Origin of the sequence: Escherichia coli, from assembly GCF_036503815.1 — a bacterium.
Taxonomy (GTDB): domain Bacteria; phylum Pseudomonadota; class Gammaproteobacteria; order Enterobacterales; family Enterobacteriaceae; genus Escherichia; species Escherichia coli_F.
The window spans coordinates 3,785,855-3,811,426 of record NZ_AP027764.1 but is presented as its reverse complement, the minus strand read 5'-3'; the positions used below and the strand labels follow the sequence as shown (position 1 = coordinate 3,811,426).

The window sequence follows — 25,572 nt, the reverse complement described above, 5'->3', positions numbered from 1 at the left end:
GGGAGGTTGGCAGCAATTAATTCTCCCGATGCAGTAAATCCTGATAGATCCCCGTTAATATGCCATTTGGCGAAAATTGTTTTTTAATCCACTGCGTCACCTGACCGGTGGCAGAGTGCTGGGTCGCCAGTAACATGCGCGAATCCTGGCGCGGGTTATGGATTTGTCGGGTGACCAGCAGGGATTGCGCCATCGCCTCGCGGACCATGTAATCCGGCAAAAAACCAATCCCTTCACCTAAAATCTGGCACTGACATTTGGTGTTGAAATCCGGTACCAGAATTGACTCCTGCCCATGCAGCAACCAGCCCACTTTTTTATTAATCGTATGCGCGGTGTCTTCCACCATGATATTAGGATAGAGACGCAGTTGGCTTTCGGCGATGGGTTCCGGCACAAAGGCTAACGGGTGATCCGGGGCGATAGCAAAAGCCCAGCGAATCGCGCCAATCTCCGTGTAATCAATGCCGCCGCCGTCCAGCAGCGTGTCGGGTGCGCCGATAGCGATATTCGCCTGATTATTAATAATCGCATCCCAGACGCCATTATACACTTCGGTGGTGACGGTAATCTGGCAGGTTGGAAATTGCTTTTTCAGTACCTGTAATAAGCGTGCGGTGTGTTTGGGCGTATAAAGCAGTTGGTTAATACAAATGCGCACACGCGCTTCTATGCCCTGCGAAATAGTATCGATGCTGCGTTTGATGGCGTGAAAATCATTCAGCAGGTCGGTAGCTTTGCGGAAAAAATAACGCCCGGACTCCGTTAACTCAATGCTGCGGGTACTGCGAGTGAACAGCACCACATCCAGCCCTGTTTCCATTCGCTTGATGGTGTAGCTAATGGCGGAAGTGGTTAAACCCAACTCTTCTGCGGCTTTACTGAAGCTGCCAAAACGCGCAGCGGTAGTAAATGCCAACAGATTCTCTTCGGTAAAAATTGAGTTCATTAAACCATTCCCGCCATTATCTACTATGAATTTCTCCAGCTATGACTGTAGAGGTATCGGTTAAAGATAGATAATCATTTTTGAATAACTTTTAATACCCGTCGCGTTTAGTCGTCGCTTCGCTTAATTTTTGTCCGCCATATTCTGAAATTATTCCCACGCAGTTACCCGCCAGAAAACCCAGTAATGTCACCGTCCAGTTCATCCCGCTGGCAAAAAACAGCGTCATGCCGAGAAAGCCTCCGGGAATAAAAGACAGTAAACCGAAACGTCCTTGCCAGACCACCACCGCCGAGAAGGGTACAGTCATAATCACGCTCGCCCAGAAGCCGGAAATCCCACTCACCGAGGCCAGCCAACCGGCAGCCAGCGCAGCGAAAAACGCCCACACCATCCCGGAATAATTAACCGCCAGGCTTCTGATAAACCCCGATTTACCGCCGCCTGCGGCATAAAAACTGCAAAAGGCGACAAAGCCAATGGTTCCTAATAATTCCCATCCCTGAGAAAGCCCAACATGTGAAGACACTAACTGCCAAAGCCCTGCACAAATACCGACGGTGACACCCGTTGCCGTGAGTCCGTTCATCTTGTTCCCCTCTGGTTAGACATTGACGAAAGCTACTCTTACATGTGCAGACTATAGAGAAATAAAACCTGATTGAGTGAAAGGGTATCGGGTCAAAGAAACAAATATTGCACTACCGCACACTGCGAAAAGATTGTTGAACATCATTCAACAAAAAGGCGAAATACGGCGAATTAAATTTAAGCGGGTTCTTTTATCAGATTATCGTTGCTATTCTCAATTCATCGAAAACAGCCACAAAAAACAGGGGAATGTTAATGAGTATAAAAAATCTACCTGCCGATTATTTATTGGCTGCACAACAGGGTGATATCGATAAAGTAAAAACCTGCCTTGCTCTGGGGGTAGATATAAATACCTGCGATCGTCAGGGGAAAACGGCAATTACGCTGGCAAGTTTATATCAGCAATATGCTTGCGTTCAGGCATTAATTGATGCCGGAGCGGATATTAATAAACAAGACCAGACCTGTTTAAATCCTTTTTTAATGAGCTGCCTGAACGGTGATTTAACGCTACTACGAATTATTTTACCGGCTAAACCAGACCTTAATTGTGTAACCCGTTTCGGCGGTGTCGGCCTGACGCCTGCCTGTGAAAAAGGCCATTTAAGTATTGTGAAAGAGCTTTTGGCGCATACGGAGATTAACGTTAACCAGACCAACCATGTTGGCTGGACGCCGCTACTGGAAGCGATTGTGCTTAACGATGGCGGGATTAAACAGCAGGCGATTGTCCAGTTATTACTTGAACACGGTGCCAGCCCGCATCTGACCGATAAATATGGCAAAACGCCGCTGGAACTGGCGCGGGAACGAGGCTTTGAAGAGATTGCGCAGTTACTGATTGCCGCAGGTGCATAAACCGGGAGGCTTGCTATCAACACACCAGAAAGACGGTGTGTGTGGGCGCTAACTGCGGATGCTGATTTTCTGGCGCAGCGGGGGCAAGGACAGGTTGAACAGGTCTTTGCCAGAGCGGTAAATATCGCACTTCCGGCCCGCCAGCAGTTGCTAACGCTGCTTTGTGAAGAGTACGACAATGCGCCAAACAGTTGTCGGTTGGCACTCACTCACTTTAATGGTCTGTTCCATCATGGTGATAAAGTTCAGTTTGACGATCAAGGCATTACGGTTGGTCAGCATCTTCATATAGAGATGAGTCATTGCCAGCGTTGGCTGTCCCCAACCTTGCAAATGACCGCTGAAAAATTTCACCTTATCGCCTGGCAACAGTGGCACGACATTATTCATCAGCACCTGGGGGAAAATGAAACCCTGTTTAATTATTGCGGCGATAATCCGTTTTATCAGGCGTTAAATAAAGAATTACGTATTAAACGACGGGCAGTTATTCAGGCAGTAAGCGATAAACAAAATATCGCTTTGGCGGTTGCTAATATGATGGGGTTAGGGATTGGCCTTACGCCATCAGCCGATGATTATCTGACCGGGCTGGTACTTATTTTATTTATTTCCGGGCATCCGGCGGAAAAATACAAAGAGAAATTTTATCTCGGTCTGCAACGCGGCAGAAATAATACCACGTTACTAAGTGCCATAACGCTGGAAGCCGCATTACAGCAACGTTGTCGGGAAAATATTCACCCTTTTATTCACGACATTATTTATGGCATCCCCGGGAATTCAACCCAGGCAATAGAAAAAATTAAACATATTGGCTCCAGTTCCGGCTGCGACATGCTGTATGGCATGGCCGATGCTTGTGCGCTGAGCCAAACCTACGGAGGGAATTATGTCAGTTAAAATAGTCATTAAACCGAATACCTATTTTGATTCTGTCTCGCTGATGTCTATCTCCACACGTGCAAATAAACTCGACGGCGTCGAGCAGGCATTTGTGGCGATGGCGACCGAAATGAACAAAGGCGTTCTGAAGAATTTAGGGCTGCTGACGTCGGAGCTGGAGCAGGCGAAAAACGGCGACCTGATGATTGTCATCAACGGCAAAGCGGGCGCAGACAACGAGCAGTTGCTGGTGGAGATTGAAGAACTGTTCAACAGCAAAGCGCAAAGCGGCTCGCACGAGGCGCGTTATGCCACGATTGCCAGCGCCAAAAAGCATATCCCGGAAAGTAACCTGGCAGTGATTTCGGTCAACGGTCTGTTTGCCGCTCGCGAAGCGCGTCAGGCGCTGCAAAACGATCTTAACGTGATGCTGTTTTCCGATAACGTCTCGGTTGAAGATGAACTGGCGCTCAAGCAACTGGCCCACGAAAAAGGGCTGCTGATGATGGGGCCAGACTGCGGCACGGCGATTATCAACGGCGCGGCGCTCTGCTTTGGTAACGCTGTGCGTCGCGGCAACATCGGTATTGTTGGCGCATCCGGCACCGGTAGCCAGGAACTGAGCGTCCGTATTCATGAATTTGGCGGCGGCGTTTCGCAACTGATTGGCACCGGCGGGCGCGACCTGAGCGAGAAAATCGGCGGCCTGATGATGCTCGACGCCATCGGGATGCTGGAAAACGATCCGCAAACTGAAATCATTGTGCTTATCTCCAAACCGCCTGCGCCTGCGGTGGCCCGCAAAGTGCTGGAACGCGCACGTGCCTGCCGCAAGCCGGTGGTGGTCTGCTTCCTCGGTCGTGGCGAAACGCCAGTGGACGAGCACGGGCTACAGTTTGCCCGCGGCAGTAAAGAGGCGGCACTGAAAGCGGTGATGCTCTCCGGCGTGAAACAAGAACATCTCGAGCTGCATACGCTGAACCAGCCGTTGATTGCTGACGTGCGCGCTCGCCTGCAACCGCAGCAGAAATACATTCGTGGCCTGTTCTGCGGCGGCACGCTGTGTGACGAAACCATGTTCGCGGTGATGGAAAAACACGGCGATGCCTACAGCAATATCCAGCCCGATCCGGAATTCCGCCTGCAAGATATCAACCGCAGCATCAAACACACCTTCCTCGACTTTGGCGATGACGACTTCACCAACGGCAAGCCGCATCCAATGATTGACCCCACCAACCGTATCAGTCGCTTGATCGAAGAAGCGCGCGATCCAGAAGTGGCGGTGATCGTGATGGATTTTGTGCTCGGATTTGGATCGCATGAAGATCCGGTCGGTTCCACCATCGAGGCGATCAAAGAAGCGAAAGCGATCGCTGCCGCCGAAGGACGCGAGTTGATCATTCTCGCCTATGTACTGGGCACCGATCTCGATACGCCATCGTTAGCACAACAAAGCCAGATGCTGCTTGATGCCGGGGTGATTCTGGCCAGCAGTAGCACCAATACCGGATTGCTGGCGCGTGAATTTATCTGCAAAGGGGAGGAAGCCTGATGAGCCAGTCACTGTTTAGCCAACCGTTGAACGTTATTAACGTCGGCATCGCCATGTTTAGCGATGACCTGAAAAAGCAGTATGTAGAAGTGACCCAACTCGACTGGACGCCGCCGGGGCAGGGCAATATGCAGGTGGTGCAGGCGCTGGACAACATTGCCGATTCACCGCTGGCAGACAAAATCGCCGCCGCTAACCAGCAGGCGCTGGAACGCATTATCCAGTCGCATCCGGTACTGATTGGCTTTGATCAGGCGATTAACGTGGTGCCAGGCATGACGGCGAAAACCATTCTTCACGCCGGGCCGCCAGTGACCTGGGAAAAAATGTGCGGCGCGATGAAAGGCGCGGTCACCGGGGCCCTGGTGTTCGAAGGGCTGGCGAAAGATCTCGACGAGGCGGCCGAACTGGCGGCTTCCGGGGAGATCACTTTCTCGCCGTGCCACGAGCATGACTGCGTGGGTTCGATGGCGGGTGTTACCTCTGCCTCGATGTTTATGCACATCGTGAAAAACAAAACCTACGGCAACATCGCTTACACCAATATGAGCGAGCAGATGGCGAAGATTTTGCGTATGGGTGCCAACGATCAGAGCGTGATTGACCGCCTCAACTGGATGCGCGATGTGCAGGGGCCAATGCTGCGTGACGCGATGAAAATTATCGGCGAGATCGATCTGCGCTTGATGCTGGCGCAGGCGCTGCATATGGGCGATGAATGCCATAACCGCAATAACGCCGGGACGACGCTGCTGATTCAGGCGCTGACGCCGGGGATTATTCAGGCGGGTTATTCCGTCGAGCAACAGCGCGAAGTGTTTGAGTTTGTCGCCAGCAGCGACTACTTCTCCGGCCCGACGTGGATGGCGATGTGTAAAGCGGCGATGGATGCGGCGCACGGCATCGAATACAGCACCGTGGTGACCACGATGGCGCGTAACGGCGTCGAGTTCGGCCTGCGGGTCAGCGGCCTGCCGGGGCAATGGTTTACCGGTCCGGCGCAGCAGGTGATCGGCCCGATGTTTGCAGGTTATAAGCCGGAAGATTCGGGGCTGGATATCGGCGACAGCGCCATTACTGAAACCTACGGTATTGGCGGATTTGCGATGGCGACCGCACCCGCTATCGTCGCGCTGGTGGGCGGTACGGTGGAAGAGGCTATCGATTTCTCCCGGCAGATGCGTGAAATCACTCTCGGCGAAAACCCGAACGTGACCATTCCGCTGCTCGGTTTTATGGGCGTGCCGTCGGCAATCGACATCACCCGCGTGGGCAGCAGTGGCATTCTGCCGGTGATCAACACCGCCATTGCCCATAAAGATGCGGGCGTCGGCATGATTGGCGCGGGCATTGTGCATCCACCATTCGCCTGCTTCGAAAAAGCCATTCTTGTCTGGTGCGAACGTTACGGCGTCTGACCTGCAAAGTGCACTTTACGATCCCTTCTCCCTTCTGGGGAGAGGGGCAACCTCACTTTCATAACCTCATCACCCTCTGTAGCGGACATAACAATATGAAAGAGCTTGTGGTCGTTGCCATTGGTGGCAACAGCATTATCAAAGATAACGCCAGCCAGTCGATTGAGCATCAGGCGGAGGCGGTGAAGGCCGTCGCCGATACGGTGCTGGAAATGCTGGCTTCCGATTACGACATTGTGCTGACCCACGGCAACGGGCCGCAGGTTGGGCTGGATCTACGCCGTGCGGAGATTGCCCACGAGCGCGAAGGGCTGCCCTTAACGCCGCTGGCGAACTGTGTGGCGGATACGCAAGGCGGCATTGGCTACTTGATCCAACAGGCGCTGAACAATCGGCTGGCGCGCCACGGCGAGAAAAAAGCCGTCACCGTGGTGACTCAGGTGGAAGTGGATAAAAACGATCCGGGATTTGCTCACCCCACCAAGCCCATTGGCGCATTCTTCAGTGAAAGCCAGCGTAACGAATTACAAAAGGCAAACCCTGACTGGCGTTTTGTTGAAGATGCCGGACGCGGCTATCGCCGCGTGGTCGCCTCGCCGGAACCGAAACGTATTGTTGAAGCACCTGCCATTAAAGCGCTGATCCAACAAGGGTTTGTGGTGATTGGTGCGGGTGGTGGCGGAATTCCGGTGGTGCGTACTGACGCGGGAGATTACCAAAGCGTGGACGCGGTTATCGACAAAGATCTCTCCACCGCGCTGCTGGCCCGCGAAATTCACGCCGACATTCTGGTGATCACCACTGGTGTCGAAAAAGTCTGTATTCATTTTGGCAAACCGCAGCAGCAGGCGCTCGATCGGGTGGATGTTGCCACCATGACCCGCTATATGCAGGAAGGGCATTTCCCGCCTGGCAGCATGTTGCCAAAAATCATCGCCAGCCTGACATTTTTAGAACAGGGCGGCAAAGAAGTGATTATCACCACGCCGGAATGCCTGCCCGCGGCGCTGCGTGGCGAGACGGGCACCCATATTATTATTAAAACGTAAGGACGTAAGATGAAAGAAAACAATAGCCGTCGTGAGTTTTTGAGCCAGAGCGGTAAGATGGTCACCGCCGCCGCGCTGTTTGGTACCTCTGTGCCATTCGCCCATGCGGAGGTCTCTGGCACAACCCACTGCGACGCGAATAACACCATGAAAATCACTGACCCGCATTACTATCTCGATAACGTGCTGCTGGAAACCGGTTTTGACTATGAAAATGGCATGGCGGTGCAGACCCGCACGGCGCGCCAGACCGTGGAGATTCAGGACGGTAAAATTGTTGCGCTACATGAGAACAAGCAGTATCCGGACGCCACGCTGCCGCACTATGACGCTGGCGGTAAGCTGATGCTGCCCACTACTCGCGACATGCATATTCATCTCGACAAAACCTTTTACGGCGGACCGTGGCGCTCGCTCAATCGCCCGGCAGGCACCACCATCCAGGACATGATCAAACTCGAGCAGAAAATGCTGCCGGAGTTACAACCGTACACGCAGGAGCGGGCGGAAAAACTGATCGAACTATTGCAGTCGAAAGGCACCACCATTGCCCGCAGCCACTGCAATATCGAACCGGTTTCCGGCCTGAAAAATCTGCAAAATTTGCAGGCGGTGCTGGCGCGACGTCAGGCGGGCTTCGAGTGTGAAATTGTCGCCTTCCCGCAGCACGGTTTGCTGCTGTCGAAATCGGAACCCTTGATGCGTGAAGCAATGCAGGCAGGCGCGCATTACGTTGGCGGGCTGGACCCAACCAGTGTCGATGGCGCGATGGAAAAATCCCTCGACACCATGTTCCAGATTGCGCTGGACTACGACAAAGGCGTCGATATTCATCTGCACGAAACCACTCCGGCGGGCGTGGCAGCCATCAATTATATGGTTGAAACGGTGGAGAAAACGCCGCAGCTAAAAGGCAAGCTGACCATCAGCCACGCCTTTGCGCTGGCTACCCTCAACGAGCAACAAGTAGATGAACTGGCGAACCGGATGGCGGCGCAGCAAATCTCGATCGCCTCGACGGTGCCGATTGGCACGTTGCATATGCCGCTCAAACAGCTGCACGACAAAGGCGTAAAAGTGATGACCGGCACCGACAGCGTTATCGACCACTGGTCGCCTTACGGCCTGGGCGACATGCTGGAAAAAGCCAATCTGTACGCGCAGCTCTATATTCGCCCTAACGAACAGAACCTCTCCCGTTCGCTGTTTTTAGCCACTGGCGATGTATTGCCGCTCAACGAAAAAGGCGAGCGCGTCTGGCCCAAAGCGCAGGATGACGCCAGCTTTGTGCTGGTGGACGCCTCCTGTTCCGCCGAGGCGGTGGCGCGTATCTCGCCGAGAACCGCAACGTTCCATAAAGGGCAACTGGTGTGGGGGAGTGTGGCAGGTTGATACGAATTTGAAACGCCTGCAACGGTGAATAGTAAGAGATTTAAGCCCCAGGGAGTGGGGCGGGAATGGTTTGTTAATGAATGATCCTGAACTTTATAATCTCCCGGCATAATTTCCAGGGGATTATTTGAGAGAAATACACAAAAGTGAGTTTTAACAAAGGTATTTATCAAGCCATAAATGTGACCTGCTTCGGATAAAAAAGATTAAACATAGAAAAACCAATGATCCTCTTGCTGATGGTTATCAACAGTAATTAAGATGTGATTTTTTTCCGTAATCGCGAAAATATTCTCATGACCATAAAAGAAAAAATCTCACAAAAATATCCCCATGCTTCCTTTTGTACTTTTGGCGATTCAGCAGCGTTGGCCGATCACCTCGCAACGTTGATTGCGACTGGTATTAAAACAGCTTCCTGTGGTTCGCTGGCGGGATGTATTGAAGACAACGCATTTCCGATGATTGGTGAGTATAAGATTGTAGAAAATAGCCGTGGTGAGCCTGTATGTGTTATCAGAGTTATTGGCCTGCATTTACTGCGCTTTTCTGATGTCACCGCGGAGCTTGCCCGTAAGGAAGGTGAAGGTGACCTCAGTCTTGAATATTGGCGCAATGAACACCGTCGTTTTTTCCAGGCAGAAGGATGCTATTCACCCGAAATGGATGTTATCTTTGAAGAATATGCCCTTATTGACATTGTGTAGATAACTATTTTTCTACGCGAAATAAGCTCACAAACATAAAGTATCGCTAATTTTGTTTATTTTGCTATTTTTTACGTGATGATTGTCACACTTATTGTTACTGCCCGTTTTGTCCATATTTATAACCAAATTTTTAATAGCTGCCTGAAATAGGGCTGTTTATTCTGCATAAAAATATTCGAAAATTCTTATTCTCTCCAGCGCGCTAATTTGGGCGAACACTTCCTGACTACCCTGCAATGAGGCTGAAATGATGAATAAACGTTTTGTTATCAATATGGTGTCTTCGCTGTTATTAGGCGCTGCGCTAATTTCTGCGCCGCTCCAGGCCGCGGAAAAAGTCGTGGTGAATATCTCTAAAGTCGATGGTATGCCGTGGTTTAATCGCATGGGCGAAGGTGTGGTCGAGGCGGGTAAAGCCTTTGGTGTTAATGCGTCACAGGTGGGGCCTTCAAGTACTGATGCTCCGCAACAGGTTAAAATCATTGAGGATTTAATCGCCCGTAAGGTTAACGCAATTACTATCGTGCCAAACGATGCCAACGTGCTGGAACCGGTATTCAAAAAAGCGCGAGATGCCGGAATTGTGGTTCTGACCAACGAATCCCCCGGTCAGCCAAGTGCTAACTGGGATATCGAAATCATTGATAACGAAAAATTTGCCGCTGAATATGTTGAACATATGGCGAAACGCATGGGTGGCAAGGGCGGCTATGTGATTTACGTGGGTAGTTTGACCGTGCCGCAGCATAACTTATGGGCTGACTTGCTGGTGAAATACCAGAAAGAGCATTACCCGGATATGCATGAAGTTACCCGCCGCATGCCGGTTGCCGAGAGTGTGGATGACTCACGTCGTACCACACTGGACCTGATGAAAACCTATCCTGACTTGAAAGCGGTTGTCTCCTTTGGTTCAAACGGTCCGATTGGCGCGGGACGTGCGGTGAAAGAGAAACGGGCGAAAAATAAAGTCGCAGTCTATGGCATGATGATCCCTTCACAGGCGGCATCACTGATTAAAAGTGGTGATATCACCGAAGGGATTACTTACGATCCGGCCTCTGCAGGTTACGCACTCGCGGCCGTCGCCAGCACGTTGCTGAAGGGTGAAGAGATCAAACCTGGATTAGAAATGGAGAATCTCGGTAAGGCTGACGTAGATATGGATAAGCGAATTATCCGTTTCCATAAGGTATTACTGGTCAACAAAGACAATATCGACTCACTTTATTAATCCATTTCTTCGGGGCGAAAGCCCCGATTCTTATTGCCAGGGGATGCTATGGAAACCTTCCTTTCCCTTCGTCATATCAACAAAACGTTTCATGCCACGCGAGCGCTGCGCGATGTTTCTCTCGACTTTATGTCGGGTGAGGTGCACTGCCTTGCCGGGCAAAACGGCTGTGGTAAATCGACGTTGATTAAAATTATGTCCGGTGTTTATCGCCCGGATGAGGGGGCGGAAATTACGCTTGGTGGGAAAAACTGGTCAAAGCTGACACCCGCCGCTTCGGTGGCGCAGGGGATTCAGGTGATTTATCAGGACCTCTCTTTATTTCCTAACCTGAGTGTCTGGGAGAATATCGCCGTGAATCACTATCACCACGGTCTGTTTGTTAACCGACGTCGTCTGCGTGAGGTGGCGCAGGCGGCAATGACCAGTATTAACGTCACATTGCCACTGGATACGCTCGTTTCTGAGCTTTCAATTGCCCGCTGTCAGCTGGTGGCAATTTGCCGTGCACTGGCGCAGGATGCACGTTTAATCGTGATGGATGAACCAACCGCTTCGCTGACCCATCAGGAAGTGCAAGGGTTATTACAGGTGGTGCATCAATTGCGTGAACGTGGGATCTGCGTGGTCTTCGTCAGTCATCGTCTGGAAGAGGTGATGGAAGTTTCCGACCGTATTTCAGTGTTGAAAGATGGTGAGCTGGTCGGGACCTTTCCGGCTGCAGAGATGACCACAAAACAACTCGGTTTCCTGATGACCGGCCAGGAGTTTGAATATCAGGTGCGAGAGTTGTGGCAGGGAAAATCCAGCACCCCAGTGCTGGAGGTGCGTAATTTAAGTCGTCATGGGGAATATCAAAATATTAACTTGCGGGTGGAAGCGGGCGAAGTGGTGTCGATTGTTGGCCTGCTTGGTGCGGGGCGCACGGAATTATGTCTGAGTCTGTTTGGTATGACCCGACCGGATGCTGGTGAGATCCTCATCAACGGTCAGCCGGTTACACTGCATAGTAACCAGGACGCCATCCGCCACGGTATTGGTTATGTTTCGGAAGATCGCATGTCGCGCGGCTTGGTGATGGCGCAATCTATTGAAGACAACATTATCAGCACAGTTTTCCACAAGGTAAAAGATCGCTTCGGCTTTCTGAGCGAAGCTAAAGTGCGTGACCTGGTGGACAGGCTAATTAAGGCATTGACCATCAAAGTCTCTGACCCACATCTCCCGGTGAATACGCTTTCCGGGGGTAACGCGCAGCGAGTATCGATCGCCAAATGGCTGGCGATTGGGCCACGACTGTTGATTCTCGATAGCCCGACTGTCGGTGTTGATATCGCCAACAAAGCAGGAATATACGGCATTATCAGCGATCTGGCGGCTTATGGCATTGCGGTATTGATGATCTGCGATGAAATTGAAGAAGCGTGGTATCAAAGCCACCGGATTTTGGTAATGCAAAAAGGTCAGATCACCCATAGCTTCCTGCCTGACAGCAGTTCTCAGGCCAGGATTGCGGAGGTGGTAAATGGCTGAACTGAAAAAACGCCATGAATTCTGGCTGGCATTACTGATTATAGTGCTGTTTGTTGGCCTTGCCTGGCGCAGCGACGAGTTTCTGACATTCGGTAATTTGTACGATCTCGCCAATAACTATGCCATGTTGACTATTCTCGCCTGTGGTTTGTTTGTGGTGTTAATTTCCGGTGGGATTGATATTTCGTTTCCGGCAATGACCATCATTGCGCAATACGGCATGGTGCTGTTGCTGCAAAAAATGGGTGGCAACTTTGCTGTCGCGTTTGCCCTGGCGGGCGGCATCGGCATTTTACTTGGCTTAATAAACGCCTTACTGGTTAATCGCCTACGGGTGCCTTCTATCATCATCACCATTTCGACGCTGAATATTTTCTATGGCCTGCTGTTATGGTTGAGTAAAGGTGTGTGGCTGTACGACTTTCCGCCGTGGTTTGAGCAGGGGGTAATGTTGTTCAAGTACACCGATGTTGACGGCTATGACTATGGCCTTGGTCTGCCGCTGATCGCCATGATTACGGTGGTGCTGCTGACAGCGTTTATCATGAATTTCACCAGTGTAGGGCGCAAAATTTATGCCCTTGGCGGGAACCGTGAATCAGCCAGTCGCATCGGCTTTAGCGTGCTGAAACTGCAACTTTTCGTTTACGGCTATATGGGATTGATGTCTGGTGCTGCGGGTGTAGTGCAGTCGTGGACGGTGATGACTGTCGCCCCCGATTCTCTTCTGGGTTATGAGCTGACAGTACTGGCTGCGGTGGTGCTTGGCGGCACTAGTTTGCTCGGCGGGCGCGGCACGTTAACCGGTACTTTGCTCGGCGTGGTGTTGTTGGCAGTGATGCAAAACGGGCTAAATTTATTGGGAGTCTCGTCTTACTGGCAAACATTGATCACAGGCATCATCATCGTTGCCAGCATTAGCGCCACGGCGTGGAGTCAGCATCAGAACCGGAGTCTGCTATGAAAAAATCGTGGCGTAATAACGTTGAGTTTTACTTGATCGGCCTGCTGGTGCTAACTGTTGCCGCCTTCAGCATTACTATGCCGGAGATTTTCTGGTCGATAAGTAATTTCCAGTCCGTCGCTTCGCAAATGCCCGTGCTGGGCATTCTGGCGTTGGCTATGGCGGTGACCATGCTTTGTGGCGGCATTAACTTGTCAATTATTGCCACCGCTAACGCCTGTTCACTGGTGATGGCGTGGGTGGCGACTCAGTATCCACCGGGTATTGCTACGGTTGTCGCTACGCTGCTGGCGGGCGCTGGCGCGGCGGTGATAATCGGTTTATGTAACGGCGTATTGATTGCTGGTATTCGAGTGTCGCCAATTCTTGCAACGCTTGGGATGATGACGTTGCTCAAGGGGGTAAATATTCTGGTGACAGGCGGTAGCGCCATTGCCAATTATCCCTCATGGGTGCTGTGGTTGAATCATGCACAGTGGTTCGGTATTCCGCTACCGATGTGGTTGTTTACCGCAGTGGCGCTGGGGCTGTGGATATTGCTGGAGAAAACGCCGCTCGGTAAATCCATTTATCTGATTGGTTCTAACGAACGAGCAACACTTTACTCCGGTATTAACACGCGTCGGGTGCTGATATGGGTGTATGTCATTTCCGCCTTGCTTTGTGCGGTAGCGGCATTTTTGATGATGTCGAAACTCAACTCGGCTAAGGCCTCTTATGGCGAATCGTACTTGCTGGTGTCAATCCTCGCGGCAGTACTCGGCGGGGTTAATCCGGACGGTGGCAGCGGGCGGATAATCGGCATGGTGCTGGCGCTGTTTCTTCTGCAAATTATTGAAAGCGGCTTCAATATTCTCGGGATAAGCCCCTACCTGACGATGGCCTTATGGGGAACGTTGCTGCTCTGTTTCATTCAGGCTCGCGGCATGTTGGGGCTGGATCGGGTGGTTTAAATATTGGCTATATTCAATGGACGCGTTTTGCTGCGATGGCATTTCAGTCATCGCCAAATACATATAGCTAATCAGGAGTAAACACAATGAAGATCAAAGCTGTTGGTGCATATTCCGCTAAACAACCGCTGGAACCGATGGATATTACCCGGCGTGAACCGGGACCGCATGATGTCAAAATTGAAATCGCTTACTGTGGCGTCTGCCATTCCGATATCCACCAGGTCCGTTCCGAGTGGGCGGGGACGGTTTATCCCTGCGTGCCGGGCCATGAAATTGTAGGGCGCGTGGTAGCCGTTGGTGATCAGGTAGAAAAATATGCGCCGGGCGATCTGGTCGGTGTCGGCTGCATTGTCGACAGTTGTAAACATTGCGAAGAGTGTGAAGACGGGCTGGAAAACTACTGTGATCACATGACCGGCACCTATAACTCGCCGACGCCGGACGAACCGGGCCATACGCTGGGCGGCTACTCACAACAGATTGTCGTTCACGAGCGATATGTTCTGCGTATTCGTCACCCGCAAGCGCAACTGGCGGCGGTGGCGCCTTTATTGTGTGCAGGGATCACCACGTACTCGCCGCTGCGTCACTGGCAGGCCGGGCCGGGTAAAAAAGTGGGCGTGGTTGGCATTGGCGGTCTGGGGCATATGGGGATAAAGCTGGCCCACGCGATGGGGGCGCATGTAGTGGCATTTACCACGTCTGAGTCAAAACGTGAAGCGGCAAAAGCCCTTGGGGCCGATGAAGTTGTTAACTCGCGCAATGCCGATGAGATGGCGGCTCATGTGAAGAGTTTCGATTTCATTTTGAATACCGTAGCTGCGCCACATAATCTCGATGATTTTACCACCTTGCTGAAGCGCGATGGCACCATGACCCTGGTTGGTGCGCCTGCGACACCGCATAAATCGCCGGAAGTTTTCAACCTGATCATGAAACGCCGTGCGATAGCCGGTTCTATGATTGGCGGCATTCCAGAAACTCAGGAGATGCTCGATTTTTGCGCCGAACATGGCATCGTGGCTGATATAGAGATGATTCGGGCCGATCAAATTAATGAAGCCTATGAGCGAATGCTACGTGGTGATGTGAAATATCGTTTTGTTATCGATAATCGCACACTAACAGACTGAAAAAATTAATAAATGCTCTATGATTTAACATATTAATTTCGCCCTCCACTTAACTTTTTAGTTAAGAAGGGCGAAATACTATCAAAGTAGCAGTAAAATCTATAACGTAAATTCAAATTGTTAAATTAATTCCCTCCAGTACACAATGCTGCATATATTAGTTATGAGCGATTTCTGATAGTGCCTGGTTTAATCAGGGCTTTATTATCTGCGACGTTTATTTTTATTTAAGAGAGATCGCAATGATACCATTAAAAGCGCCGCACAATAATTTGTTGCTATATACGAAACAAAGCGTACACAATACGTTTAAAAACAATCAGTTACCTGAAGATATCAGAAGTACACTGGTTTCTTGTGTCGATATATTCAAGGTTTTGATTAAACAATACTATGATTATCCTTATGATTGTCGTGATGATTTAGTCGATGATGATAAACTCATTTATCTCATGGCTGCCGTACGAGATTGCGAGTGGGCAGCCGACAATGCGCTTACCATAAATGTGCAGTTTAATGATTTCCCTGGAGTTTATGACTGGGTGGATTACCCTGATTACCCGATTAAGTTTGTTTTTCGGATACTTGAAAATCAAAAAGGGACCGTTTGGGTATATGATCAGGATGACGTGTTTCTTGATATTAAAGAGAATATCCATGCCGGACGCTTCACCGGACTTAAGAAATTAGTGCAGTTTATCGATTCAGTACGAACAGATTGCAAATGCATTCTTCTTGAGCACCATATGCCTTTGTTGAGACTTTTCCGTGAAGGGAAAGAATGTGAGCATGTAGAAAAATGGCTTCGCGAAATGTCGCGCATTCCGGATGCAGACGCACCTATTAAGCAGGCGCTTGCGTATGAATTATTATTGCACTTAAAAAATATTTACCCTGTTTTTCCTGAATCGCTAGTGATGTTATTGCTCTCCGTTCTGAACGTGAAAACATACAGAGATGATGCACGATTAAATCAATGGGTATCTAATAGAGTGCAGGAATTAGGTGACAAATATTATCCTGTAAATAAGCACGTTAAAATACGCTACACTCTTTAGTTTAGAAACTTTTCCATCTCCAATTTGTTATTCCATCAGAGAGTGAATCGCAAAGCGGGTAATCATTTCATCTGCTTATCTCTACGTCAAATGGCATTTACCCTCCTTTTTCGCCGATATTTTGTTGTGATCGGCGTCATGTTGCTTAAAAAGTGAACTTGTGCGAGTGTTTTATGAATGTGTTGGTTGACATTCATATGAAAAAAATCATAATTCCATCATGTTTGTGTGGGGTCTTTTCTGTATCTTACGCATCGCACTCAAGCCTGACAGACAATATGCTGTAAGGCTCATATCACAAACCGCCATTAGCTCATCAGGAAGAGCAGACGACAACCAGGATTGTTGTATGGTACGGGGTTCGAGGCCTCGATGGCGGTCCAATTTTTCAAAACTCTTCTGAATCAGATCCTCTTATTATCATCCTTGCAGAGTGGATGGAGCATTGCCAGCTACTCACTGAAGCAGACAAATGAAAAAAGCCCACACAGGGGAGAGTGGGCTGAAATGGGAAGCTAAAGACTCAAGTAAACTTATCGGAAATAAGGACCACGCATTACGGGGGATATCATCGCCGATGAGCGGGATTCGGCAAATCAGGTTGATTACGTAGAGAGTAAATTATCTGCTCACCGCTGCGTTACTCCTTCGTAAATCAGGCGTAGCGCGAATACACCAATAATTGCACCAATAACCCGACTGGCAACGCGTTGCATACGCCCATAAGCACGACGCACAGCGGGCAAAGAAAACGCCTGACTAAGAAAGACTCGCCAGATAATTGATGCGAACACAATTCCCGCCCAGGCCAATAAACGTGCCCAAGTTGGTGTTTCAGCATTTAACGTTACTGAGAAAATACTGATAAAAAATAAAACGGTCTGTGGATTAGAGAGATCGGTAATTAATCCACGGCGAAAAAAGACATACCAGGGGGCGCTAATCGGTTGTTGTAGTGTACTTATTTGCGGTGTTGACTGGCGGCGCATGCTGCACCACGCAAACCATAAGAGATAAGCGCCGCCTACGATTCTAATAAGCGAAAAAATCTCCTCACACTGCGTAATGAGTGTCGCAAGACCATACAAACCCAACCCGGAATAAAACGCATCGCCCAGTGCCACGCCCAACCCGGTCAGCACTCCTGCGCGTCGACCGGAAGCCAGGCTGGTTTGTACCACCACAAAAAGATTGGCTCCCGGATTAAAAAAAGTCATCACGAACAGTCCTACGGTCAGGTAAACGGCGTGCAAGGGATCCATGTGATTTCATCCATAAATAAGTGAAGTAACTTCATCATATTTCTACAAAAAGTAATCGGATGCGAGAGAGATCACAAAGTGTCTTATTTCCGGTTACTGGCGTTTATGCCCTGACTGAACTAATTATTAATCAACCCAATAATATGGGTGGGTGATAGTTTGATAACAACTCTGGAGCCGTAATATGAAAATAATCTCTAAAATGTTAATCGGTGCGTTAGCGTTTGCCGTTACCAACGTTTATGCCGCAGAATTAATGACCAAAGCGGAATTTGAAAAAGTTGCATCGCAATATGAAAAAATAGGTGATATTTCAACCAGTAATGAAATGTCGACTGCAGATGCGAAAGAAGATCTGATCAAAAAAGCGGATGAAAAAGGGGCAGATGTGTTGGTGCTGACCTCTGGTCAAACTGACAATAAGATCCACGGCACGGCAAATATTTATAAGAAGAAATAATTCTGCACCCCATGTAAACATGCCCGATGCGTAAGTTTATCGGTGATCATCTATTGAAATTTATGCCGGATAAGGCGTTCGCGCTGGATTCGGCATTTCAGTTTTTCAGCCGCCGCCAGAATGTCGTTCGGCTGATACCTAAATAATTCGCCGCGGCTGTTTTATCGCCATTAAATTTCTCCAGTGCCTGTTGTGGCGTCAGTAAGCATGGACCGGGAGTTTCCGCCGACTCGCGCGCCAGTTCCGGCAGTAGCAACTGCAAAAATTGCGGCGTTAAATCCGGCGTTGGTTCCACACTTAAAAATAGCGCCAGTCGTTCCATCATATTGCGCAGTTCACGAATATTTCCCGGCCAGTTGTAGCGCAACAGCACAGTTTCACTTGCCTGTAATCCCTGACGTAACGCGGAAGAAAACGGCGCATTAAGTGCCGCCAGTGACACTTTCAAAAAGCTTTCCGCCAGCGGCAGAATATCCGCCACCCGCTCGCGTAGCGGCGGCAATTGCAGACGCAAAATACTCAGTCGATAAAACAGATCACGGCGAAAACGCCCTTGCTGCATATCCTCTTCGAGATTGCAGTGAGTGGCGCTAATAACCCGCACATCCACCGGAACAGGCTGATGCCCGCCGACGCGGGTGACCTCTTTTTCTTCCAGCACCCGCAGTAGCCGGGTCTGCAACGGCAGCGGCATTTCACCAATCTCGTCCAGAAACAGCGTACCGCCGTGGGCAATTTCGAACAGCCCGGCGCGGCCTCCGCGTCGCGAGCCGGTAAACGCTCCTTCCTCATAGCCAAACAGCTCCGCTTCCAGCAGAGATTCAGCAATCGCCCCGCAGTTGACGGCAACAAAAGGATGCGACTTTTTGCCCTGTCGCGCATCGTGGCGGGCAAAATATTCCCGATGAATCGCCTGGGCCGCCAGCTCTTTGCCCGTCCCCGTTTCCCCTTCAATCAACACCGCCGCACTGGAGCGGGCATACAGCAAAATAGTCTGCCGTACTTGTTCCATCTGTGGTGATTGACCGAGCATATCGCCCAGCACGTAACGAGTACGCAGGGCGTTGCGGGTGGCATCGTGAGTGTTATGGCGTAACGACATGCGCGTCATATCCAGCGCATCGCTAAATGCCTGGCGCACGGTGGCGGCAGAATAGATAAAAATTCCGGTCATTCCGGCTTCTTCCGCCAGATCGGTAATCAGCCCCGCGCCGACCACCGCTTCGGTGCCGTTGGCTTTTAGCTCGTTAATCTGCCCACGTGCGTCTTCTTCGGTAATGTAGCTACGTTGGTCGAGGCGCAAATTAAAGGTTTTTTGAAACGCTACCAGTGCCGGAATGGTTTCCTGATAGGTGACAACGCCGATAGAAGAGGTGAGTTTTCCAGCTTTTGCCAGTGCCTGTAACACATCGTAGCCACTCGGTTTTATCAGAATCACCGGTACCGACAGGCGGCTTTTCAGGTACGCACCGTTAGAGCCAGCGGCAATGATGGCGTCGCAGCGTTCGCTGGCCAGTTTTTTGCGGATGTAGGTCACCGCTTTTTCAAAGCCAAGCTGAATAGGAGTAATGTTTGCCAGGTGATCAAACTCGAGGCTGATATCGCGAAATAGCTCGAACAGCCGCGTTACAGATACCGTCCAGATAACCGGTTTGTCGTCATTCAGCCGTGGTGGATGTGCCATAGCGCACCGCAAAGTTAAGAAACCGAATATTGGGTTTAGTCTTGTTTCATAATTGTTGCAATGAAACGCAGTGAAACATTGCCTGAAACGTTAACTGAAACGCATATTTGCGGATTACTTCATGGCTTTATCTATAACAAATTGAAATAAAACATTTAATTTCATCCAGGTAATTGTGGCACACCCCTTGCTTTGAGTTTATCAACGTAAATAACAAGTTGATAACAAAGGATGGGCTATGTCTCTACACTCTCCAGGTAAAGCGTTTCGCGCTGCACTGTCTAAAGAAAATCCATTGCAGATTGTCGGCACCATTAACGCCAACCATGCGCTGCTGGCGCAGCGTGCCGGATATCAGGCGATTTATCTCTCCGGCGGTGGTGTGGCGGCAGGTTCGCTGGGGTTGCCGGATCTCGGTATTTCTACTCTTGATGATGTGCTGACTGATATTCGTCGTATCACTGACGTCTGCTCGCTGCCGCTGCTGGTGGATGCGGATATCGGTTTTGGCTCTTCGGCCTTTAACGTTGCCCGCACCGTGAAATCGATGATTAAAGCCGGTGCGGCGGGCTTACATATTGAAGATCAGGTTGGAGCAAAACGCTGCGGACATCGTCCGAACAAAGCGATCGTTTCAAAAGAAGAAATGGTGGATCGGATCCGCGCGGCGGTGGATGCGAAAACCGATCCTGATTTTGTGATCATGGCGCGCACCGATGCGCTGGCGGTTGAAGGGCTGGATGCGGCGATCGAGCGTGCGCAGGCCTATGTTGAAGCGGGTGCCGAGATGTTGTTCCCGGAGGCGATTACCGAACTTGCCATGTACCGCCAGTTTGCCGATGCGGTGCAGGTGCCGATCCTTGCCAACATTACTGAATTTGGTGCCACGCCGCTGTTTACCACCGACGAATTACGCAGCGCCCATGTCGCAATGGCGCTGTATCCCCTTTCTGCTTTCCGCGCCATGAACCGCGCCGCTGAACATGTCTACAACGTCCTGCGCCAGGAAGGCACGCAGAAAAGCGTCATCGACACCATGCAAACCCGCAACGAGCTGTATGAAAGCATCAACTACTACCAGTACGAAGAGAAGCTCGACGACCTGTTTGCCCGTAGCCAGACGAAATAAAACAAACGCCCGTTGGTTGTATTCGACAACCGATGCCTGATGCGTCGCTGACGCGGCTTATCAGGCCTACGGGATGAACTGAACTGTAGGTCGGATAAGACGCATAGCGTCGCATCCGACAACATTCTCGACCCTACAAATGATAACAATGACGAGGACAACATGAGCGACACAACGATCCTGCAAAACAGTACCCATGTCATTAAACCGAAAAAATCTGTGGCACTTTCTGGCGTTCCGGCGGGCAATACGGCGCTGTGTACGGTGGGTAAAAGTGGCAACGACCTGCATTACCGCGGCTACGATATTCTTGACCTGGCGGAACATTGCGAATTTGAAGAAGTGGCGCATCTGCTGATCCACGGCAAACTGCCGACCTGTGACGAACTCGCCGCTTACAAAACAAAACTGAAAGCCCTGCGCGGTTTACCGGCTAACGTGCGTACCGTGCTGGAAGCCTTACCAGCGGCGTCGCACCCGATGGATGTCATGCGCACCGGCGTTTCCGCACTCGGCTGCACGCTGCCAGAAAAAGAGGGGCATACCGTTTCCGGCGCGCGGGATATTGCCGACAAATTATTAGCGTCGCTAAGTTCGATTCTTCTCTACTGGTATCACTACAGCCACAACGGCGAACGCATCCAGCCGGAAACCGATGACGACTCAATAGGCGGTCACTTCCTGCATCTGCTGCACGGCGAAAAGCCGTCGCAAAGCTGGGAAAAGGCGATGCATATTTCGCTGGTGCTGTACGCCGAACACGAGTTTAACGCCTCCACCTTTACCAGCCGGGTGATTGCGGGCACCGGCTCTGACATGTATTCAGCGATTATCGGCGCGATTGGCGCACTGCGCGGGCCGAAACACGGCGGGGCGAATGAAGTGTCGCTGGAGATCCAGCAACGCTACGAAACGCCGGACGAAGCCGAAGCCGATATCCGCAAGCGCGTGGAAAACAAAGAAGTGGTGATTGGTTTTGGACATCCGGTTTATACCATCGCTGACCCGCGTCATCAGGTGATCAAACGCGTGGCGAAGCAGCTCTCGCAGGAAGGCGGCTCGCTGAAGATGTACAACATCGCCGATCGTCTGGAAGCGGTGATGTGGGAGAGCAAAAAGATGTTCCCCAATCTCGACTGGTTCTCCGCTGTTTCCTACAACATGATGGGCGTTCCCACCGAGATGTTCACGCCACTGTTTGTTATCGCCCGCGTCACCGGCTGGGCGGCGCACATTATCGAACAACGTCAGGACAACAAAATTATCCGTCCTTCCGCCAATTACGTTGGACCGGAAGACCGCCAGTTTGTCGCGCTGGATAAGCGCCAGTAAACCTCTACGAATAACAAGAAGGAAACGTACCCAATGTCAGCTCAAATCAACAACATCCGCCCGGAATTTGATCGTGAAATCGTTGATATCGTCGATTACGTCATGAACTACGAAATCATCTCCAGAGTGGCCTACGACACCGCCCATTACTGCCTGCTCGACACCCTCGGCTGCGGTCTGGAAGCTCTCGAATACCCGGCCTGTAAAAAACTGCTGGGGCCAATTGTCCCCGGCACCGTTGTACCTAACGGTGTGCGCGTCCCCGGAACCCAGTTCCAGCTCGATCCCGTCCAGGCGGCATTTAACATCGGCGCGATGATTCGCTGGCTCGATTTTAACGATACCTGGCTGGCGGCGGAGTGGGGCCATCCTTCCGACAACCTCGGCGGTATTTTGGCAACGGCAGACTGGCTTTCACGCAACGCGGTCGCCAGCGGCAAAGCGCCGTTGACCATGAAACAGGTGCTGACCGCAATGATTAAAGCCCATGAAATTCAGGGCTGCATCGCGCTGGAAAACTCCTTTAATCGCGTCGGCCTTGACCACGTTCTGTTAGTGAAAGTGGCTTCCACCGCCGTGGTCGCCGAAATGCTTGGCCTGACCCGTGATGAAATCCTCAACGCCGTTTCGCTGGCATGGGTAGACGGACAGTCGCTGCGCACCTATCGTCATGCGCCGAACACCGGCACGCGTAAATCCTGGGCGGCGGGCGATGCCACTTCCCGCGCGGTACGTCTGGCACTGATGGCGAAAACGGGCGAAATGGGTTACCCGTCAGCCCTGACCGCGCCGGTATGGGGCTTCTACGACGTCTCCTTTAAAGGTGAATCGTTCCGCTTCCAGCGTCCGTACGGTTCTTACGTCATGGAGAATGTGCTGTTCAAAATCTCCTTCCCGGCGGAGTTCCACTCCCAGACGGCAGTTGAAGCGGCGATGACGCTCTATGAACAGATGCAGGCAGCAGGCAAAACGGCGGCAGATATCGAACAAGTGACCATTCGCACCCACGAAGCCTGTATTCGCATCATCGACAAAAAAGGGCCGCTCAATAACCCGGCTGACCGCGACCACTGCATTCAGTACATGGTGGCGATCCCGCTGTTATTCGGGCGCTTAACGGCGGCAGATTACGAAGACAACGTTGCGCAAGATAAACGCATCGACGCCCTGCGCGAGAAGATCAATTGCTTTGAAGATCCGGCATTTACCGCTGACTACCACGACCCGGAAAAACGCGCCATCGCCAATGCCATTACCCTTGAGTTCACCGACGGTACGCGATTTGAAGAAGTGGTGGTGGAGTACCCAATTGGTCATGCTCGTCGCCGCCATGACGGTATTCCGAAACTGGTCGATAAATTCAAAATCAACCTCGCGCGCCAGTTCCCGACTCGACAGCAGCAGCGCATTCTGGACGTTTCTCTCGACAGAGCTCGCCTGGAACAGATGCCGGTCAATGAGTATCTCGACCTGTACGTCATTTAAGTAAACGGCGGTAAGGCGTAAGTTCAACAGGAGAGCATTATGTCTTTTAGCGAATTTTATCAGCGTTCGATTAACGAACCGGAGCAATTCTGGGCCGAGCAGGCCCGGCGTATTGACTGGCAGACGCCCTTTACGCAAACGCTCGATCACAGCAATCCGCCGTTTGCCCGTTGGTTTTGTGAAGGCCGAACCAATTTGTGCCACAACGCCATCGACCGCTGGCTGGAGAAACAGCCAGAGGCGCTGGCATTAATTGCCGTCTCTTCGGAAACAGAAGAAGAGCGCACCTTTACCTTTCGCCAGTTGCATGACGAAGTGAACGCGGTGGCGTCAATGCTGCGCTCACTGGGCGTACGGCGTGGCGATCGGGTGCTGGTGTATATGCCGATGATTGCCGAAGCGCATATTACCCTGCTGGCCTGCGCGCGCATTGGCGCTATTCACTCGGTAGTGTTTGGTGGATTTGCCTCGCACAGCGTGGCTGCGCGGATTGATGACGCTAAACCGGTGCTGATTGTCTCGGCAGATGCCGGAGCGCGCGGTGGCAAAATCATTCCTTATAAAAAATTGCTCGACGATGCGATAAGTCAGGCGCAGCATCAGCCGCGCCACGTTTTGCTGGTGGATCGCGGGCTGGCGAAAATGGCGCGCGTTACCGGACGGGATGTCGATTTCGCGTCATTGCGCCATCAGCACATCGGCGCGCGGGTGCCGGTGGCGTGGCTGGAATCCAACGAAACCTCCTGCATTCTCTACACCTCCGGCACGACCGGCAAACCAAAAGGTGTACAGCGTGACGTCGGCGGTTATGCGGTGGCGCTGGCGACCTCAATGGACACCATTTTTGGCGGTAAAGCGGGCGGTGTGTTCTTCTGTGCGTCGGATATCGGCTGGGTAGTTGGGCATTCGTATATCGTCTACGCGCCGCTGTTGGCGGGGATGGCGACTATCGTTTACGAAGGATTGCCGACTTATCCTGACTGCGGTGTGTGGTGGAAAATCGTCGAGAAATATCAGGTTAGCCGGATGTTCTCAGCGCCGACCGCCATCCGCGTGCTGAAAAAATTCCCTACCGCTGAAATTCGCAAACACGATCTCTCGTCGCTGGAAGTGCTCTATCTGGCGGGAGAACCGCTGGATGAGCCGACTGCCAGTTGGGTGAGCAATACGCTGGATGTGCCGGTCATCGACAACTACTGGCAGACTGAATCCGGCTGGCCGATTATGGCGATTGCTCGTGGTCTGGACGACAGGCCGACACGACTGGGAAGCCCCGGCGTGCCGATGTATGGATACAACGTGCAGTTGCTCAATGAAGTCACCGGCGAACCGTGCGGTGTCAACGAGAAAGGGATGGTAGTGGTGGAAGGGCCGCTGCCGCCGGGGTGTATTCAGACCATCTGGGGCGACGACGACCGCTTTGTGAAGACGTACTGGTCGCTGTTTTCCCGTCCGGTGTACGCCACCTTTGACTGGGGCATCCGCGATGCTGACGGTTATCACTTTATTCTCGGGCGTACTGACGATGTGATTAATGTTGCCGGGCATCGGCTTGGCACACGCGAGATTGAAGAGAGTATCTCCAGTCATCCGGGCGTTGCTGAAGTGGCGGTGGTTGGGGTGAAAGATGCGCTGAAAGGGCAGGTGGCGGTGGCGTTTGTCATTCCGAAAGAGAGCGACAGTCTGGAAGATCGTGATGTGGCGCATTCGCAAGAGAAGGCGATTATGGCGCTGGTGGACAGCCAGATTGGCAACTTTGGTCGCCCGGCGCACGTCTGGTTTGTCTCGCAATTGCCAAAAACGCGATCCGGAAAAATGCTGCGCCGCACGATCCAGGCGATTTGTGAAGGACGCGATCCGGGGGATCTGACGACTATTGATGATCCTGCGTCGTTGGATCAGATCCGCCAGGCGATGGAAGAGTAGGTTATC

At 51.4% G+C, this 25,572-nt stretch carries 22 protein-coding genes and 1 pseudogene; 19 read left to right on the top strand and 4 right to left on the bottom strand.

Annotation, left to right across the window (positions count from 1 at the left end; genetic code table 11):
• Positions 1-16: 16 nt before the first annotated feature.
• Together yahB and yahC are read right to left on the bottom strand one after the other, a co-directional pair.
• Positions 17-949: a LysR substrate-binding domain-containing protein gene (gene yahB, locus AABJ99_RS18205; RefSeq protein WP_001084390.1), complete on the bottom strand. Its 933-nt coding sequence runs from the start codon at positions 947-949 to the stop codon at positions 17-19.
• A 91-nt stretch (positions 950-1,040) separates the two neighbouring features.
• The gene (yahC, locus tag AABJ99_RS18200) at positions 1,041-1,538 is read right to left on the bottom strand and encodes a DUF1097 domain-containing protein (RefSeq protein WP_039021042.1); all 498 of its coding nucleotides are present in this window, start codon (positions 1,536-1,538) and stop codon (positions 1,041-1,043) included.
• A 257-nt stretch (positions 1,539-1,795) separates the two neighbouring features.
• Here yahC and yahD point away from each other — a divergent pair, with 257 nt between their 5' ends.
• The 14 genes and pseudogenes from yahD (at position 1,796) to AABJ99_RS18130 (ending at position 16,901) form a co-directional block, all read left to right on the top strand.
• Complete coding sequence (yahD, locus tag AABJ99_RS18195; RefSeq protein WP_039021043.1) at positions 1,796-2,401, top strand: ankyrin repeat domain-containing protein; 606 nt, start codon at positions 1,796-1,798, stop codon at positions 2,399-2,401.
• A gap of 39 nt (positions 2,402-2,440) precedes the next feature.
• Positions 2,441-3,304, top strand: a complete 864-nt coding sequence (gene yahE, locus AABJ99_RS18190; protein WP_039021044.1) for a DUF2877 domain-containing protein — start codon at positions 2,441-2,443, stop codon at positions 3,302-3,304.
• A complete protein-coding gene (fdrA, locus tag AABJ99_RS18185) occupies positions 3,294-4,841 on the top strand; it encodes an acyl-CoA synthetase FdrA (RefSeq protein WP_338387398.1) in 1,548 nt (515 codons plus the stop codon). Before yahE ends, fdrA begins: the two co-directional genes overlap by 11 nt.
• Complete coding sequence (gene yahG / locus AABJ99_RS18180) at positions 4,841-6,259, top strand: DUF1116 domain-containing protein (protein WP_039021045.1); 1,419 nt, start codon at positions 4,841-4,843, stop codon at positions 6,257-6,259. Before fdrA ends, yahG begins: the two co-directional genes overlap by 1 nt.
• 95 nt (positions 6,260-6,354) lie before the next feature.
• Entirely contained in the window at positions 6,355-7,308 is a 954-nt protein-coding gene (yahI, locus tag AABJ99_RS18175; protein ID WP_039021046.1) for a carbamate kinase family protein, read from the top strand.
• Positions 7,309-7,317: 9 nt separating this feature from the next.
• On the top strand, positions 7,318-8,700 hold the full coding sequence (yahJ, locus tag AABJ99_RS18170; protein WP_039021047.1) for an amidohydrolase family protein: 1,383 nt from the start codon (positions 7,318-7,320) through the stop codon (positions 8,698-8,700).
• A gap of 296 nt (positions 8,701-8,996) precedes the next feature.
• Positions 8,997-9,407, top strand: coding sequence for an ASCH domain-containing protein (locus AABJ99_RS18165; RefSeq protein WP_332219027.1), 411 nt, complete (start codon positions 8,997-8,999; stop codon positions 9,405-9,407).
• 253 nt (positions 9,408-9,660) lie between these two features.
• Complete coding sequence (locus AABJ99_RS18160; protein WP_001042105.1) at positions 9,661-10,644, top strand: autoinducer 2 ABC transporter substrate-binding protein; 984 nt, start codon at positions 9,661-9,663, stop codon at positions 10,642-10,644.
• Between the two features lie 48 nt (positions 10,645-10,692).
• Complete coding sequence (locus tag AABJ99_RS18155; RefSeq protein WP_338387397.1) at positions 10,693-12,177, top strand: sugar ABC transporter ATP-binding protein; 1,485 nt, start codon at positions 10,693-10,695, stop codon at positions 12,175-12,177.
• Positions 12,170-13,141, top strand: a complete 972-nt coding sequence (locus AABJ99_RS18150; RefSeq protein ID WP_032183379.1) for an ABC transporter permease — start codon at positions 12,170-12,172, stop codon at positions 13,139-13,141. Before AABJ99_RS18155 ends, AABJ99_RS18150 begins: the two co-directional genes overlap by 8 nt.
• Positions 13,138-14,094, top strand: a complete 957-nt coding sequence (locus AABJ99_RS18145; RefSeq protein WP_000750346.1) for an ABC transporter permease — start codon at positions 13,138-13,140, stop codon at positions 14,092-14,094. The genes AABJ99_RS18150 and AABJ99_RS18145 overlap by 4 nt, the downstream gene beginning before the upstream one ends.
• A gap of 86 nt (positions 14,095-14,180) precedes the next feature.
• Complete coding sequence (gene yahK / locus AABJ99_RS18140) at positions 14,181-15,230, top strand: NADPH-dependent aldehyde reductase YahK (protein WP_039021048.1); 1,050 nt, start codon at positions 14,181-14,183, stop codon at positions 15,228-15,230.
• Between the two features lie 242 nt (positions 15,231-15,472).
• Positions 15,473-16,288 (top strand): hypothetical protein, encoded by an 816-nt coding sequence (locus AABJ99_RS18135; RefSeq protein WP_001353421.1) that lies wholly within the window; start codon positions 15,473-15,475, stop codon positions 16,286-16,288.
• 372 nt (positions 16,289-16,660) lie between these two features.
• A pseudogene (locus AABJ99_RS18130) lies at positions 16,661-16,901 on the top strand (hypothetical protein).
• A gap of 16 nt (positions 16,902-16,917) precedes the next feature.
• Here AABJ99_RS18130 and yahN read toward each other — a convergent pair.
• Entirely contained in the window at positions 16,918-17,550 is a 633-nt protein-coding gene (gene yahN / locus AABJ99_RS18125; protein WP_039021049.1) for a LysE family transporter, read from the bottom strand.
• 184 nt (positions 17,551-17,734) lie between these two features.
• On the opposite strand from yahN, the gene yahO reads away from it, so the two are divergent.
• Entirely contained in the window at positions 17,735-18,010 is a 276-nt protein-coding gene (gene yahO / locus AABJ99_RS18120; protein ID WP_000691948.1) for a DUF1471 family periplasmic protein YahO, read from the top strand.
• Positions 18,011-18,107: 97 nt separating this feature from the next.
• Here the strand turns inward: yahO and prpR are convergent, their stop codons facing one another.
• Positions 18,108-19,694 (bottom strand): propionate catabolism operon regulatory protein PrpR, encoded by a 1,587-nt coding sequence (gene prpR, locus AABJ99_RS18115; protein ID WP_039021050.1) that lies wholly within the window; start codon positions 19,692-19,694, stop codon positions 18,108-18,110.
• Between the two features lie 238 nt (positions 19,695-19,932).
• Between prpR and prpB the strand changes: the two genes are divergently transcribed.
• The 4 genes from prpB to prpE all read left to right on the top strand — a co-directional run bounded on the left by prpB (position 19,933) and on the right by prpE (position 25,566).
• Positions 19,933-20,823: a methylisocitrate lyase gene (gene prpB / locus AABJ99_RS18110; protein ID WP_032302517.1), complete on the top strand. Its 891-nt coding sequence runs from the start codon at positions 19,933-19,935 to the stop codon at positions 20,821-20,823.
• Between the two features lie 162 nt (positions 20,824-20,985).
• On the top strand, positions 20,986-22,155 hold the full coding sequence (gene prpC, locus AABJ99_RS18105) for a bifunctional 2-methylcitrate synthase/citrate synthase (protein WP_039021051.1): 1,170 nt from the start codon (positions 20,986-20,988) through the stop codon (positions 22,153-22,155).
• Between the two features lie 33 nt (positions 22,156-22,188).
• Positions 22,189-23,640 (top strand): 2-methylcitrate dehydratase, encoded by a 1,452-nt coding sequence (prpD, locus tag AABJ99_RS18100; RefSeq protein WP_039021052.1) that lies wholly within the window; start codon positions 22,189-22,191, stop codon positions 23,638-23,640.
• 39 nt (positions 23,641-23,679) lie between these two features.
• A complete protein-coding gene (gene prpE, locus AABJ99_RS18095; RefSeq protein ID WP_039021053.1) occupies positions 23,680-25,566 on the top strand; it encodes a propionate--CoA ligase in 1,887 nt (628 codons plus the stop codon).
• The last annotated feature ends 6 nt before the right edge of the window (positions 25,567-25,572 follow it).

Coding starts and splice junctions, on each gene's coding strand:
- yahB (WP_001084390.1), bottom strand. CDS start 949: ATGAACTCAATTTTTACCGAAGAGAATCTGTTGGCATTTACTACCGCT.
- yahC (WP_039021042.1), bottom strand. CDS start 1,538: ATGAACGGACTCACGGCAACGGGTGTCACCGTCGGTATTTGTGCAGGG.
- yahD (WP_039021043.1), top strand. CDS start 1,796: ATGAGTATAAAAAATCTACCTGCCGATTATTTATTGGCTGCACAACAG.
- fdrA (WP_338387398.1), top strand. CDS start 3,294: ATGTCAGTTAAAATAGTCATTAAACCGAATACCTATTTTGATTCTGTC.
- yahG (WP_039021045.1), top strand. CDS start 4,841: ATGAGCCAGTCACTGTTTAGCCAACCGTTGAACGTTATTAACGTCGGC.
- yahI (WP_039021046.1), top strand. CDS start 6,355: ATGAAAGAGCTTGTGGTCGTTGCCATTGGTGGCAACAGCATTATCAAA.
- yahJ (WP_039021047.1), top strand. CDS start 7,318: ATGAAAGAAAACAATAGCCGTCGTGAGTTTTTGAGCCAGAGCGGTAAG.
- AABJ99_RS18165 (WP_332219027.1), top strand. CDS start 8,997: ATGACCATAAAAGAAAAAATCTCACAAAAATATCCCCATGCTTCCTTT.
- AABJ99_RS18160 (WP_001042105.1), top strand. CDS start 9,661: ATGAATAAACGTTTTGTTATCAATATGGTGTCTTCGCTGTTATTAGGC.
- AABJ99_RS18155 (WP_338387397.1), top strand. CDS start 10,693: ATGGAAACCTTCCTTTCCCTTCGTCATATCAACAAAACGTTTCATGCC.
- AABJ99_RS18150 (WP_032183379.1), top strand. CDS start 12,170: ATGGCTGAACTGAAAAAACGCCATGAATTCTGGCTGGCATTACTGATT.
- AABJ99_RS18145 (WP_000750346.1), top strand. CDS start 13,138: ATGAAAAAATCGTGGCGTAATAACGTTGAGTTTTACTTGATCGGCCTG.
- yahK (WP_039021048.1), top strand. CDS start 14,181: ATGAAGATCAAAGCTGTTGGTGCATATTCCGCTAAACAACCGCTGGAA.
- AABJ99_RS18135 (WP_001353421.1), top strand. CDS start 15,473: ATGATACCATTAAAAGCGCCGCACAATAATTTGTTGCTATATACGAAA.
- yahN (WP_039021049.1), bottom strand. CDS start 17,550: ATGGATCCCTTGCACGCCGTTTACCTGACCGTAGGACTGTTCGTGATG.
- yahO (WP_000691948.1), top strand. CDS start 17,735: ATGAAAATAATCTCTAAAATGTTAATCGGTGCGTTAGCGTTTGCCGTT.
- prpR (WP_039021050.1), bottom strand. CDS start 19,694: ATGGCACATCCACCACGGCTGAATGACGACAAACCGGTTATCTGGACG.
- prpB (WP_032302517.1), top strand. CDS start 19,933: ATGTCTCTACACTCTCCAGGTAAAGCGTTTCGCGCTGCACTGTCTAAA.
- prpC (WP_039021051.1), top strand. CDS start 20,986: ATGAGCGACACAACGATCCTGCAAAACAGTACCCATGTCATTAAACCG.
- prpD (WP_039021052.1), top strand. CDS start 22,189: ATGTCAGCTCAAATCAACAACATCCGCCCGGAATTTGATCGTGAAATC.
- prpE (WP_039021053.1), top strand. CDS start 23,680: ATGTCTTTTAGCGAATTTTATCAGCGTTCGATTAACGAACCGGAGCAA.